This is a genomic window from Xylanibacillus composti, from assembly GCF_018403685.1.
In the GTDB taxonomy this organism is placed as follows: domain Bacteria; phylum Bacillota; class Bacilli; order Paenibacillales; family K13; genus Xylanibacillus; species Xylanibacillus composti.
The window spans coordinates 14,868-27,656 of the sequence record NZ_BOVK01000043.1 but is presented as its reverse complement, the minus strand read 5'-3'; the positions used below and the strand labels follow the sequence as shown (position 1 = coordinate 27,656).

The 12,789-nt window shown below is 51.8% G+C and carries 14 protein-coding genes; 3 read left to right on the top strand and 11 right to left on the bottom strand.

The features are described from left to right. Position 1 precedes the first annotated feature (1 nt). On the bottom strand, positions 2-649 hold the full coding sequence (locus tag XYCOK13_RS15330; protein WP_213413054.1) for a GntR family transcriptional regulator: 648 nt from the start codon (positions 647-649) through the stop codon (positions 2-4). A 405-nt stretch (positions 650-1,054) separates the two neighbouring features. Between XYCOK13_RS15330 and XYCOK13_RS15325 the strand changes: the two genes are divergently transcribed. Beyond that, positions 1,055-1,267: a helix-turn-helix domain-containing protein gene (locus XYCOK13_RS15325; RefSeq protein ID WP_213413053.1), complete on the top strand. Its 213-nt coding sequence runs from the start codon at positions 1,055-1,057 to the stop codon at positions 1,265-1,267. Positions 1,268-1,292: 25 nt separating this feature from the next. Here the strand turns inward: XYCOK13_RS15325 and XYCOK13_RS15320 are convergent, their stop codons facing one another. Then, the gene (locus XYCOK13_RS15320) at positions 1,293-1,838 is read right to left on the bottom strand and encodes a chromate transporter (protein WP_213413052.1); all 546 of its coding nucleotides are present in this window, start codon (positions 1,836-1,838) and stop codon (positions 1,293-1,295) included. 74 nt (positions 1,839-1,912) lie between these two features. Next, positions 1,913-2,752, bottom strand: coding sequence for a glycerophosphodiester phosphodiesterase (locus XYCOK13_RS15315; protein ID WP_213413051.1), 840 nt, complete (start codon positions 2,750-2,752; stop codon positions 1,913-1,915). A gap of 204 nt (positions 2,753-2,956) precedes the next feature. On the opposite strand from XYCOK13_RS15315, the gene XYCOK13_RS15310 reads away from it, so the two are divergent. Further along, entirely contained in the window at positions 2,957-3,190 is a 234-nt protein-coding gene (locus XYCOK13_RS15310) for a glycerophosphodiester phosphodiesterase (protein WP_213413050.1), read from the top strand. Between the two features lie 29 nt (positions 3,191-3,219). Here the strand turns inward: XYCOK13_RS15310 and XYCOK13_RS15305 are convergent, their stop codons facing one another. From XYCOK13_RS15305 to XYCOK13_RS15275, 7 genes are all read right to left on the bottom strand, one after another. Next, positions 3,220-4,143: an NAD-dependent epimerase/dehydratase family protein gene (locus XYCOK13_RS15305; protein WP_213413049.1), complete on the bottom strand. Its 924-nt coding sequence runs from the start codon at positions 4,141-4,143 to the stop codon at positions 3,220-3,222. Between the two features lie 23 nt (positions 4,144-4,166). After that, a complete protein-coding gene (locus tag XYCOK13_RS15300) occupies positions 4,167-4,691 on the bottom strand; it encodes a PadR family transcriptional regulator (RefSeq protein WP_213413048.1) in 525 nt (174 codons plus the stop codon). A 252-nt stretch (positions 4,692-4,943) separates the two neighbouring features. After that, on the bottom strand, positions 4,944-6,305 hold the full coding sequence (locus tag XYCOK13_RS15295) for a TrkH family potassium uptake protein (RefSeq protein WP_213413047.1): 1,362 nt from the start codon (positions 6,303-6,305) through the stop codon (positions 4,944-4,946). A 136-nt stretch (positions 6,306-6,441) separates the two neighbouring features. Then, complete coding sequence (locus XYCOK13_RS15290) at positions 6,442-7,281, bottom strand: glycoside hydrolase domain-containing protein (protein ID WP_213413046.1); 840 nt, start codon at positions 7,279-7,281, stop codon at positions 6,442-6,444. A gap of 90 nt (positions 7,282-7,371) precedes the next feature. Next, the gene (locus tag XYCOK13_RS15285) at positions 7,372-8,877 is read right to left on the bottom strand and encodes an alpha-glucosidase/alpha-galactosidase (RefSeq protein WP_213413045.1); all 1,506 of its coding nucleotides are present in this window, start codon (positions 8,875-8,877) and stop codon (positions 7,372-7,374) included. Between the two features lie 104 nt (positions 8,878-8,981). Continuing rightward, complete coding sequence (locus XYCOK13_RS15280) at positions 8,982-9,872, bottom strand: helix-turn-helix transcriptional regulator (RefSeq protein ID WP_213413044.1); 891 nt, start codon at positions 9,870-9,872, stop codon at positions 8,982-8,984. A 225-nt stretch (positions 9,873-10,097) separates the two neighbouring features. After that, the gene (locus tag XYCOK13_RS15275; RefSeq protein WP_213413043.1) at positions 10,098-11,048 is read right to left on the bottom strand and encodes an aldo/keto reductase family protein; all 951 of its coding nucleotides are present in this window, start codon (positions 11,046-11,048) and stop codon (positions 10,098-10,100) included. A 185-nt stretch (positions 11,049-11,233) separates the two neighbouring features. Between XYCOK13_RS15275 and XYCOK13_RS15270 the strand changes: the two genes are divergently transcribed. After that, positions 11,234-11,560 (top strand): winged helix-turn-helix transcriptional regulator, encoded by a 327-nt coding sequence (locus XYCOK13_RS15270; RefSeq protein ID WP_213413041.1) that lies wholly within the window; start codon positions 11,234-11,236, stop codon positions 11,558-11,560. A gap of 107 nt (positions 11,561-11,667) precedes the next feature. Here the strand turns inward: XYCOK13_RS15270 and XYCOK13_RS15265 are convergent, their stop codons facing one another. Continuing rightward, complete coding sequence (locus tag XYCOK13_RS15265; protein WP_213413040.1) at positions 11,668-12,750, bottom strand: cell wall hydrolase; 1,083 nt, start codon at positions 12,748-12,750, stop codon at positions 11,668-11,670. Positions 12,751-12,789 lie beyond the last annotated feature (39 nt).

Sequence of the window (12,789 nt, the reverse complement as noted above, 5' to 3'; positions counted from 1 at the left end):
CTTAGTCCAGATGAATCACTTTGTATGACTTCATATGATCGATAAATTGTCTCTCCGCTTCAGCCGCATCCCCAGACTTCAATACTTCAATCAGCGGTCTGTGGTATGCTGCCAGCTTCTTGGTGGAATAGTAACGGTTCGAAATCGCCATGAAGCGCATAACCTTGGAACGCATGTGATTCCACAGCTCCAGAATGGCATGGTTGTTGCAGCGCTTGTAGAAAAAACCGTGAAACTCCATGTCGCGCTCCAAAATTTTCAGCATGTCATCCTGCTTTGCCGCCTCGTCCATCTCATCCAGCAAATTTTCCAGATAGCGAAAGTCATCTTCGTCAAGATGCGGCATAGATTCCCTGACCGCAAAGCCCTCTATAATTTCACGCAGTACAAAAATGTCCCTGATCTCTTTGGAAGTAATATTCGATACCACGGAGCCTTTGTTCGGCTGGCCGACAATTAAGCCTTCCTGCTTAAGCCGTTCCAGTGCTTCCCGAACGGGCGCTTGGCTGATTTGAAAACGTCCTGCAATTTCCAAAACAATTAATCGCTCGCCAGGCTGCAAATTTCCCTCGAGGATTTCTTTCTTTAGCATGGTGTACACTTGCGCACTGATGGAATTGTTTCGGAACGTATGTTGGTTGCCAAGCATGTACTCACTCTCCATCACAAAATATCGATTATCGATAATGCCTCCAAAAACGATAGAGACATTGTTAAGAAAATTCTACGGAAAACAGTTGAAGTCTTCCACCACTCTTTCTTGCTCGATTCTCGATTACCGATTATCGATAATCTGTCTTGTTTTTATTATATTAGATTTCATTCGATTTGAAAACTGGTTTATGCAACTTTTTTTACGAAACGTTATCAAAGAACCATGTCGAGGAAGGAGTCAGACAGAAACAACCCTTGATTTCAAGGGAAATTGTTGATTCTGTCTTGACATTGATACAATTTGTATCATACAGTAGAAACAGCACGGCTGGATGAATCCGCTTTCTCCCGTCGCTCAGGCGGTTCCATACAACTGCACCAGCATCAAAGGAGGGTAATCATGAATTTCGGCAAAAGCTTGGCTGAGCTTCGCAAAAAACACAAGTATACGCAAAAGGAAGTTTCCGAGCATCTCGGTATTTCCCGCGCCGCCTGGTCGCATTACGAAAACAACAGGCGCTTCCCCGATTACATGACCTTGCGAAGCATCGCCGACTTTTTCAAGGTGAAGATTGATGAATTAGTAAGTTCAGGCGAGGGAGGCGACCACTAAAGTCGCGGTTCGCAGCGTGCCTAGCTCAGCCGCCGCGCATAAACATTGCCCCCAATGCCATTGATCCGATGATTCCCCAAACCGCATTGAGTTGCAAATAATGAACGAGGATGAAAAAAGCGCCCGCTATAAAAAACGGCAAAAATACGATCGGCCCTTCAGAGGCTTTGAACGCATATTTGGCAAAATCATAGGCCAGCATCGCAAGCATAACGAATATAACCGGCTGTACGCCGCGAATCATGCCCCTGATGATAGGATTGTTGCTCAGCTTCACCATTACTCCGGCCAGCGCTACCATGAGCAGCGCTGTCGGCAAGACGACAGCGGTGAGTGCTGCCGCAGCGCCGAGCCACCCGCCAACCTTAAAGCCAATATATGCAGCCAGCTTGGTCGCGATTGGCCCCGGCAGCGCATTGCCGAACGCCAGCGCCTGACCGAATTCCTCGGAGGTCATCCAGCCATGCTTGTTTACAACCTGATCCTGATACAGCGGGATGCTGGAAGGACCTCCGCCGTATCCGAGCAGCGTTGCTGTACAAAAAGAAAGGAATATTTGCCATATTATCATTCCTTCCCGCCACCTTTCCGCATGTAGGATCGTGATGCCTATGTAAGAACGGCCTGCACGAACCATATTGTACGCTAAGGGTAATCCGTTATCAAGCCGTCAACCCCTGCATGGATCAATCTCCTGGCCTCGCTTGGCTTGCGCACGGTCCAAGGAATCACCTTCAAGTTGTAGGCATGCGCGTTCTCGACAAACCTCGCAGTCACCAAGGATTGATGCGGATTCACATAATCTGCGTATGCGGCAAGGGCTTCCCAGTCCTCCGCCAGCATGCGCTTGCGTTCGGAGCGGATCAGCACAGCCGTTGCCATATCGGGCATCTGCTCGCGAATCGAGCGGATCGCATCACGATCAAAGGATTGGATAATCACTTGCTCCGCATACATCTCGTCTGATTTTGCCGACTCGTCCGATCTTTCGAGCCGCCCCACCATGTCAAGCGTTTTCTCCACCATCCCGGGATACAGACTCGGTTCTTTCAATTCAATCAGCAGGCCGATTCTTCCCCAATAGCGCTCGAGCACTTCCTCCAGGAGCGGAATTCTCTCCCCGGTATATTCCTTGCTAAAGCGGCCTCCTGCATCCAGCTGCTGGAGCTCATGCAGCAATTTGTCCCGCACAAGCCCTCGGCCATTGGTCGTACGGTTCACACTTGGATCATGAATGACGACCAAATGACCGTCGCGGCTCATTTGCACATCCAGTTCCAAATAATCGGCTCTAAGCTCCAGTGCAAGATCGAAAGCGGCAATCGTATTTTCCGGCGCCAGTCCGGAAGCGCCCCGATGCGCAACCACCACTACGTCTCCCTTAGCATAAGCTTGACCCGTTGTTTCGGCCAATCCTGCAAGCACTACTATCCCGATCAATACAACGACTATTATAAATGTTGGGACTCTATGCCATTTTTTCATCATAACCTCCCGTAGAAGCTGCTCTATGATGTTGCCTTTATTATAGGCGTTCATGGTTGGCGAATACACTCTTTTTTATGAGGTTATGAAAAATCATTTGTTTGACATGGCGAAGGAAATAACCGGAAAGAAAATTTTTACACAACGAAGCAAATCGATTAACTTCCTCATGCCAAGGTAGGCCTTGTCTATGCGGGCAAGCTGATGCATGTTACTGACCTGATCGAAAGCTTCGGGCATGAGGTGTTTTCCGTGCATCCGCATTACCGGATGATTGACCGCGCGGATATCGCTGCCATCCGCCAGCACGGCCAACTTGTGTTCGTATGGACCGTGAATCTGCAGCAGGAGATTAACCACATGCTCAATCTCGGCGTATCCGGCGTCATCACGGACTACACCGCACGCATGCGCGAGCTGCTGGCTGCCCGCGCCTAAATCACACCCTCCAAAAGCATTGTCGTTCTTCAAGAACGGGATCTGATCCATGCCAAGGTTTGTTGAATGGCGATGCGGTGGGGGGTGGTTCGGACAGGAAAAGCCGCGGCAAACTTGCTGCAGTCTGCCTGAAACGGTTCGTTCAGCATATACATGATTTCTCTGAATTCGCGCATGGCCGGAACGAACCAGCCCATCACATGAAGCAGCTTGCCGTTGGCTATTCGGTACCGGGGCTTATGTCCGGCTTGTTCGTATATCATTTCCAGCAGTTCTCTGGTCGTAACCGTATCAGCGGAAGGAATATGCCATATCTGACCGAGCGCCTTCTCCTCCTCGCCAAGCACAACAAGCCCGGAAGCAAAATCATCAATATAAATATGCGTGTGCGGCAAATCAATACTTCCAATAATCTCGGCTGGCTTCCCCTGCAGCGCTGCCTGGAATACCCTCTCGCCCAGCAAGGAGAGAGTCACTCCGGGACCATAAAAATCTGATCCCCGACCAATCGCTGCACGGACGACGCCGTCTCGGTGCGCCTGCAACAGCTCTTCCGCCATCTTCGCCCGAACCTTCGTTTTCGTTCCAACAGGCTTTATCGGCAGCTCTTCATGGTATCTCCCGCCAGCATGAGGACCGTACGCATACAGATTATCCCCGTAGATCAGCTTGGCGCCGGCTGCTGCCGCCCCGGCAATGATCCCTTGCATGATGCGGGGAAGCTGCACGGCCCATTGTGAATACGGCAGTCCGGTGCAATTGTAGACAACCTCCGCACCTCGACAGGCTTCTATGCAAAAGGCTTCCTCCTCGGCATTCCCCTGCAGCAGCTCTACCCTTTCCGGCAGCTGCACAGCAGAGCGCCGATTGATCATCCTGACTGGTTTCCCTTTCCGAATGAGCGAGCGCATAACCGCTAGGCCAAGCGCACCCGTGCCAAAAACAACATGCATCCCGTTCCCTCCTCCCATAAGCCTCAATTCCCATCATTCCTTTCTATATGCTGCATCAGCCTGCTGTTCCACTCCTGGAGAAAATCAAACAGCGCGATGCCGAATTCGCAAGGATAGCGCTGATACGCATCTGTACAGGAGTCATCCAGGGCATCCCTCAGCTCGACGAGTTTCTGCTTCTCTGCCTCCAACTCGCCCACATGGGTCTGGATCATGCGCATAATATTTGCCGGCGCTCTCCTCCCTGAGAAGAACAGCTTTGTCATATACTCGTAACGCAGGACAAACTCCTCTTCCCCCGACTGCTCCAACCAGGCATCCAGTTCTTGCTCTCCCTTCGCCGTAATGGCATAAACAATTTTGACGCGGTTTCCTTCCTTGCCCTCGTTCGAAGTAACCGCGCCTTCCTGTTCCAGCTTCCGCAAGGTCGGATATATGCTGCCGTAACTGGCGCTATAAAACTGTCCCGTACTGATCGAAACCATCTTCTTCAACTCATAGCCTGTCATCGGCTGCAGAGACAAGAAGCCTAATAGGGGGTATTTCAAAACGGCCACCTCACTATGCATCAATTAGATATATATCAAAATGATATATACACCAGCAGGAATTGTCAATAATAAAACGCCTGATCTTCCCCCTGTTGTCTCGGAAGATGAATCAAGCGTCTATTGCTCGCCCTATTTAGGAAGTCAGGATTTGGGGAAACGAAAAAAGACGCCTGTCGGCGTCTATTGATTCATGGGAGTAATAGCGGCTGCCCGTTCCAATTAGGAGTGGAGCTGGTCAAGAGGAACGGCTTAGCCGATGATAATATCTTCTTTCGGATAATGGTAATGTTCCTTGCGGTTGCCTGTTCGGAACAGGAACAAGAGAGAGAGAATGCCAATCCTACCCACGAACATCAGCGCCATAATGATCACTTTCCCCACCGTCGACAGATCTCCCGTGATCCCCATGGACAATCCGGACGTGCCAAAAGCAGAGCTCACTTCAAAAATAACCGAGAACAATGAAAATTTTTGCTGTTCCACCCAGTCTAAGGTTACGATGCCGGCTACAACCAAGATCGCGCCTGTTGTAAAGACAACGAAGCTCTTCCGAACGTCTTCGTCCTTGACTGACTTGCGGAACACACGGACCTCGCTTCTTCCCTTGGCGTAGGTATACAGTGTCAGCAATATAATCGCAAACGTCGTCGTGCGGATGCCGCCGCCGACACTCGATGGGCTTGCGCCAATAAACATCAGGATCGACAGGATAAACTGTGTCGGTTCATAGAATTCGCTAACGTCCATCGTCGACAAGCCGCCGCTTCGCGTCGTGATCGAATTGAAGAGCGAGAAGAACAGCTTCTCATGCCAGCTCTTGTCTGCGAAATACATATCATGCTCCAGAATAAAGATGCTGAGGGCGCCCGCAACGATCATAATCACGAACATGCTCGTCGTTACCTTCGTGAATAGAGAGAAGCGGAAGCGGCGATTCCGAGTCATGAGAAACTCGCGGAATTCAATCAGCACCGGAAAGCCAATCGCCCCGAGAAACAGCAGCAGCATCGTAATAAACTGGACGAAATAATCATTGGCGAACGAAGCCAGTGAATTGCCGTAGATGTCGAACCCCGCATTCGTATACGAGGAAACTGCATGGAAGAGGCCGTAATAGAACGACTCCGTCCAGGTATCATGGAACCCTTGCACACGGAAATATACGCCGAATATAAGCGCGCCGGCCAGCTCAATGCCGAGCGCCATAAATAGCAGCAGCCGAATAAGCTGCACAAGGCCCGACAAATTGTGGCGGTTTTGGTCTATCATGATGAGCCTGCGGTAAGAGAGGCTGATATTGCGACCCAGTACAAGCCACAGGAATGTGCCAAGCGCCATGATGCCGATGCCCCCGAACTGGAAGCTGATCATGAGCACGAACGTCCCGAATACGCTGAATGTCTCTGCCGTGTTCACTGCCGTCAAGCCCGTTACGCTAACCCCGCTGACAGCTGTAAACAATGCATCAATCCATGAAAGCTCCGCGCCTGGCTTCACGCTGATCGGCATAACCAGAAGCAGTGTTGTCATCGCAATTACGGTCGCATAGCTGCAAACGATAAACTGCGTAGGCGTAATTTTATGAGAGAGTGCTTTTAACCAATTGCGCATGAATCGATTCACCTATATTTCCGTAATCATACTGCATGCCTCTCTACACTATACAGATATTTCGCCCGCTGAGCAACGAAAATGCGCAACGCCCGAAGGAATAGGCTTAGGCACGGTTAGCGCCTGCGCTTTTTGCTTACCACAAGTAATCCATCATTTCGGCCTTCATCAAGTTTGTGTCGATATTGCAGGCTTCCGCGTCAATGCCGTACTGCCAAATGGAGACCTCCAGCATGTTGCGCGCCTCCGGTTCGAACGCTGGCGCTTCCGCCTTCGTCGTGATCCCTACACTCACATCACTGGTCCACACAGCCGTCTGCTCGGCCAACTCGGGATACGCTTCAGAAAAGGACATATACGAAGCCAGAACCTCGCTGTCGCTAGCCTCTACGAACACACCATAAATGCCGGGGCGGTAGGCCGAAGCGGCAATCGTCTCTGACCACCCCTGCAAAAAATGCTGATCCACGGGATAATTCGGCTCAATATCCGCAAAGATGTACGTTCCTTCCTTCACCCCGATTTGTTCTGCATACGAAATCGCCTCGCGAGCCTCCGTCACGCCGGCATCATATGTGGTTGCATCCGTGAAATGGTTATAGATCGGAATGATGCGGATGCCCTGGTTATGCAGGAACGCAACTTCCTCAGGCGTCAGCCCGTAGGAAACGCCCTGCTTCGTCTCCAAGTACCGGCCTGCGTATACGGGTTCTCCGAAGTTCTCCTGCACACAGGCATAGAAAGACTCATCCATGACGCTGGCTGTATCGATCCCCCAATAGTAAGAAGGACTTGGTCCTTCCGATTCATCAGGATTGCGATCGGCATCGCTTGTGTCAGGACCTTCAATCGGTTCGGGCAAAGCAGTCGCAGGCTCGCTCTCCCCTTCTGTATGCACATTCATGAACAAAGCCAACACAAGAGCTACACATGCAAGGGCGGCAACCGCTGCCCAAAGCTCACCTCGGTCTCTCATGCTCATCCCACCTCGAAGTGTTTGGTCCATCCTATGAACCGATCCCCCTTGAAGTGAGAAAAACAATGGCAATTGGACGAACACCCAAGCCTATCTCGCCGCCGGACGCTCCTTCGCCTTGTCCGCTTCCGCTGCATTCCTGTTCGCTTCCTCGCGATTTTTCCTCATCTCCTCAACACTCTTCACTTGCAGCCGCGCCGCCCCCTGGTACCCTTCCCGGACCGGCACCGGTTCTTCTGAAGCCAACCGCTTCCTGGCGGCCGCCACCGCATCGCGATATTGGGGAAGCCACTCCGCTTGCGCTGCCAGCATTTCGTCCGCCATTTGCCAAACTTCCTTCGGGTTGCATACTGCACCCACAAGCGGATCGATCAGCATCGCCTGCCGAAGCAGCCGGTCATCGCCGTGCACGGCCGCTTCAACCGCAAGTCTCTGCACCGAAACGCTCGCATTGCAAACAGCCGCGCATCCGAGCGGCAGGTCGCCAACTGTGGGCATATTAATGCCGTTGCGGTCCACGTAACCCGGCGCTTCAACGATACAGTCATCCGGCAAGTTGGAAATGATGCCGTTGTTCACGACATTGAAGTGTCCGCGGTATACGCGTCCTGTCTCCAGGCCTTCAATAATATAAGAGCCGTGCTCCTCGCTGCGGTGCTCCGCCTCATACGTCCAGGCCGGATCCTTCATCCAGTTGGGGAAATCCGTCTCGAACCAATTGCGTCCTTCCGTGCAGACCCGAAGATAGCCGCCAGTCTCTCCGTTAATCCAAGTGCCCAAATCAATCCACTCCTGAATTTCCTGCGGCCTCTTTCGATACCAGGGCACATACTCGCTCAGATGGCCGTTCGACTCGGTGCTGTAATAACCGAACCTTCTCAGCATATCGATCCTGACCTTCTCCGTCTTGCTGAATTCCGGATGCCGCTCGAACGCTTCCAGAAGCTGTCCGGTCATGTCCTGCCCATTGTGCTTCACTTGAATGTACCAGGTTTGGTGATTGATGCCGGCACATACGATATCTACTTCATCCTTCGGCAATCCGAGCGCCCGGGCTATCTGATGATGTCCCCCTTGCACGCCATGGCACAAGCCGATCGTTCGCACGCCGCCATAATGGTTGCACGCCCAGGTGAGCATTGCCATCGGATTCGCATAGTTGAGCAGCAGGCAACCCGGTTCTGCGACCTCCCGAATGTCCTTGCAAATATCCAACATGACAGGGATTCCCCGCTGACCGTACATAATGCCGCCCGCACACAGCGTATCGCCCACGCATTGGTCGACCCCATACTTGAGCGGAATGTCCACGTCGAGCTGGAATGCTTCCAGGCCGCCCACCCGAATGACGCAGAACACATACCGGGCATCTTTCAGCGCCTCCCGCCGATCCATGGTGGACTGAATGTGAATGCCGAGCCCATTCTCCCTTAGATCGCGCTGGCACAGTTGCGTAACCATATCCAGATTTCGCTGCGAAATATCGGTGAACGCCACCTCCATGTTGTGAAATGCCGGCACGGTCATCAAATCTCGCAGCAATCCCCGCGTAAAGCCAATGCTTCCAGCCCCGACAAACGCTACTTTGAATGACATCGCTTGCTCCCTCCTTTTCATTCTCCTGGCATCATTTTATCAACCGGGGGATTGCAAGCGTTATCAAAATCGTGACCAATTCTGCATCGGTTTGTTTAAAATTCTCACTTTCCCTCTTGACGTATATACCGAATCGATTCTACAGATTTCCGATAATCCATAGGGGTTTGACCCGTTAGCTTTTTGAATACAGTGCTGAAATACTGACTGCTTCCCATGCCAACGTATTCGGCGATGTCAGCTACGGATATATCCGTTCTTGCCAACATCATCTTGGCCTGGTGCACCCGGTATCGCGTCAGATAGCCCACTACGGTTTCGCCCGTGTTGCCTTTGAAAATACGGTGCAGGTAACCGGGGTGAAGGCCGATGGCGTCCGCGATGTCTTGCACGCGAATGTCCTGCTCATAATGATCGTGGATGTAGTTCAACGCTTTCTTCACATACAATTGACCATGCAGATCCTCCCGAGACTCCGAATCCCGTGCCAGCCGGGCTATCCAAATGAGCAGCTGGGCCAGCAGCAGAGGAATAAGCCCGCTGTGCGGCCCATGCCGATCCAACTCAAGCACCAGGCTCTTCAGGACGGGATATACCTCATTCGAATCGCGAAGCACATGGAAAGGGCAGGCCGCTTTCTGGAATGCAGCCCATTCCGGGTTTTCTCTGGACAGCGCCCCCAGCGACAAAAAACCTTCCCGCTGCGGGACCAGCTCAAATTCCACATTCAGCATCCGGCACGGCTTTTTTGCATCCACAGTCAGCCGATGCGGCACATGCGCATCCAAGAAAATGAACTCATTCCGCTTTAATTCGAAGCTTTGCCCTTCCGTATCGATACGGCAAACGCCGTCAACCGCATACATGATTTCTACTGCGCTATGGGTATGAAAGGGCATGGAGAAGCCGTTCCATTGACGAAAATAATACGCCACTACTTCGGGTTGAACCTCCGCATCCATAACGCGGGCCCCGTACAAGCTGCTTTCTGCCATCCCATTTCCTCCTTGCCCGTCATCGATTTCCGCTCCGCTTGAGAATTGTCCGCCCCGCAACTTTCCTGATATGAGACTTCTGCAGGCATGCCGTGAATCCTTCTGGCAGGCTGATAGCTCCGGTTGCTTCCGGGCAGCACAAAGCCCGTCCGCATCAGCGCGGGCGGGCTTTGTACAAGCTGCCGTATAAGGTTTCGCTTCCTTCACTATGAGGCCCTGTGCGGCTCAAGCAGTCAAAATCGCTTCAATGCGATCGATTGTTTCCTGATCCAGCTTAATGTCTGCGGCCTTTACATTTTCTTCAATTTGTTCCGGACGGCTTGCACCGATCAGAGCGCTAGCCACATTCGGGATGCGCAGCACCCACGCCAGCGCAAGCTGCGACAGACTGTACCCAAGCTCCTTCGCAATGCCTTCCAGCTGTTCCACCTTGCCCAGCACCTCATCGGTCAAGTATGGCCCCATCCACATATTGGAGCTCGGATCCGTTGCGCGGCTTCCTGCCGGATGTGCCTGACCCTTCTTATATTTCCCGGTCAATACTCCTTGCGCCAACGGCGAGAATACGACTTGGCTTACGCCGTTGCGTTCAGACAACGGAATAATCTCACTTTCTATATTCCGGTGGAACATGTGGTACATAGGCTGGTTTACTACTATGCGATCCAGCAAGTACTTGTCCGCGATTTGCATCGCTTCCTGAATTTGCGCGGCGGTCCATTCGCTTACCCCTGCATAAAGAATTTTGCCCTGCCGCAGCATATCATCGATCGTACGCAGCGTCTCGTCCATCGGCGATTCCGGATCATGGCGGTGGCAATAATAAATATCGACATAATCGTGGTTCAAGCGCTTCAAGCTCGCATGCAGCTGCTCAAAAACGTGCTTGCGGGACAATCCCTTGTCATTCGGTCCCTCGCCCATCGGGAAATACACCTTTGTCGCCAGCACATATGATTCCCGCGGATATTTATTCAGGGCAGCGCCAACGATTTTTTCCGCTTCCCCCGTTACATACACGTTCGCCGTATCGAAAAAATTCACGCCAAGCTCGTAGGCTTTGTCTATGATCGTTGTCGCCTTTTCCTGCTCAACGGAGTTCGCGTATGTAAGCCAACTCCCCAAGCTGATGTTGCTGACCTTCAAGCCAGTTCTGCCAAGTCTGTTGTATTGCATCTCAAGCTCGTCCCTTCCATACCCGAATTTTTTTTTGATAATTTGTCTCATGTTCATTATAAACAACGTGATATACAATGAATAGAAGTGAAATATTCTAAAGAAAATTACCTCGACTTCACATTATGTAAGGATGTATAGCTAGTAACCTTTTTATACCGAACGGTTGGGGAGGAGATGCTCAGATGAAAACCGCACGCAAGTTGGAAGTAGTCGAAGTAGAATGCTCGATTGAAAAAGCGCTCACCATCATAGGAGGCAAATGGTCGTTTCTCATTCTGCGCGAGTTGTTTAACGGAACCCGGCGATTCGGCGAGCTGCGCAAATCGATTCCCAACATTAGCCCGAAAGCGCTCACGGACTCGCTCCGGCACCTGGAAGAGCATGAAATCTTGACGCGAAAAGTGATTCCTACCGTACCGGTTACGGTGGAATATACACTGACAGACAAAGGCATGGACTTGAAAAAAATGATCAAGGAAATGAAATTGTGGGGCGCGCGCTGGACCTGAAGGCGCTGACCGGAGCCCATGCCGGGCGCACAACATGAAGCTGCCTCCCAGTCAAAGAATGACTTTGGAGGCAGCTTCTTTTTGAATCGGTTCGCCTTTATAGCGGACTATTTCGCAAATCGATGATTGCCGATATCCTTGACCGTTTCCAGCGAATCGAAGTATCCCCCGCGGGAAACGTTCGGATTGAAGAAGTAAAGGGCGCCCGGAACGACCATCTCTCCATCCAGCGCGGCTTCCGCTGCTTTCAATGCCTCCGCGTCCGGCTCCAAATTTTCCAGCATGCCTTTCGCGGCTGGCGGGAATTGTCCCGGCTGATAAATAACCGCCTCAATCGTATTGGGGAACAAACTGCTTTCGACCCGGTTCATGATCACATTTCCGATCGCCACTTGGCCCTCGTATGATTCATGGCCCGCTTCCACTTCTATGATCTTTGCCAGCAGCACCACATCGGGGGAAGGCAGCTTCTCTGCAATCGCCTGGGGGATGACGGTCTTTAACGTGTTCCCCGCTATAAGCGCATTTGAAGCCAAGCCATTTCGCTCCTTCAGCAGGCCAGCCTTGACTCCGTGCTTCTCCGCGATCACACGAAGCGTGTCTCCCTGTTGAATCGTGTACAACGGCACCTGCGTGATTACCGCTGTCTTGGCAGCAGCATCCCAATCCATGGAGGCATGCATGAGCTCCGCTGCATGACGCAGCGGCAAATAAATGCGGTCTTCCTTAATGATTGGCGTGACATCCATCGTATACGTCTTTCCGTTGACTTGCATCGTCGGATCATCCACAGTGAATACGATCTTGTCGCCAATCGCAGTATGGAGCGAAATCTTCGGCGAATCCCAGACCATCTCACTCTCAAATTCGTCAGCAAGCGAACGCAAGGACACATATACGCGATCATTCTCAATAAACACGGCATCCTCCCGCGATGCATCTTTCCCCACTTGAATAGTCATCGTTATCGGATCCGGCGTAGTTTCGGCTGTATCTTCAGCCACTTGATCCGGCTGCGTGCTGCTTGCATCCCGTTCAGTTGGCGCTCCTTCTTCGTGAAGCGATTCCTGCATATGTACGTTCGTCGGTTCTTCAGTATTTGCCGGTGTTTCTGCGGCATAGGCGGACCCGGAGAATGTAGCGGCAGCTACTATAATCGCGGCTCCTAAGCCTGTCACACCTCGCAGCATGGTACCCCTCCTCTTCGCATGATATTCCTATTTTACCGG

Excerpts from the sequence above, each read along its gene's own strand:
- XYCOK13_RS15330 (WP_213413054.1), bottom strand. The coding sequence starts at position 649 with ATGCTTGGCAACCAACATACGTTCCGAAACAATTCCATCAGTGCGCAA.
- XYCOK13_RS15325 (WP_213413053.1), top strand. The coding sequence starts at position 1,055 with ATGAATTTCGGCAAAAGCTTGGCTGAGCTTCGCAAAAAACACAAGTAT.
- XYCOK13_RS15320 (WP_213413052.1), bottom strand. The coding sequence starts at position 1,838 with ATGATAATATGGCAAATATTCCTTTCTTTTTGTACAGCAACGCTGCTC.
- XYCOK13_RS15315 (WP_213413051.1), bottom strand. The coding sequence starts at position 2,752 with ATGAAAAAATGGCATAGAGTCCCAACATTTATAATAGTCGTTGTATTG.
- XYCOK13_RS15310 (WP_213413050.1), top strand. The coding sequence starts at position 2,957 with ATGCATGTTACTGACCTGATCGAAAGCTTCGGGCATGAGGTGTTTTCC.
- XYCOK13_RS15305 (WP_213413049.1), bottom strand. The coding sequence starts at position 4,143 with ATGCATGTTGTTTTTGGCACGGGTGCGCTTGGCCTAGCGGTTATGCGC.
- XYCOK13_RS15295 (WP_213413047.1), bottom strand. The coding sequence starts at position 6,305 with ATGCGCAATTGGTTAAAAGCACTCTCTCATAAAATTACGCCTACGCAG.
- XYCOK13_RS15290 (WP_213413046.1), bottom strand. The coding sequence starts at position 7,281 with ATGAGAGACCGAGGTGAGCTTTGGGCAGCGGTTGCCGCCCTTGCATGT.
- XYCOK13_RS15285 (WP_213413045.1), bottom strand. The coding sequence starts at position 8,877 with ATGTCATTCAAAGTAGCGTTTGTCGGGGCTGGAAGCATTGGCTTTACG.
- XYCOK13_RS15280 (WP_213413044.1), bottom strand. The coding sequence starts at position 9,872 with ATGGCAGAAAGCAGCTTGTACGGGGCCCGCGTTATGGATGCGGAGGTT.
- XYCOK13_RS15275 (WP_213413043.1), bottom strand. The coding sequence starts at position 11,048 with ATGCAATACAACAGACTTGGCAGAACTGGCTTGAAGGTCAGCAACATC.
- XYCOK13_RS15270 (WP_213413041.1), top strand. The coding sequence starts at position 11,234 with ATGAAAACCGCACGCAAGTTGGAAGTAGTCGAAGTAGAATGCTCGATT.
- XYCOK13_RS15265 (WP_213413040.1), bottom strand. The coding sequence starts at position 12,750 with ATGCTGCGAGGTGTGACAGGCTTAGGAGCCGCGATTATAGTAGCTGCC.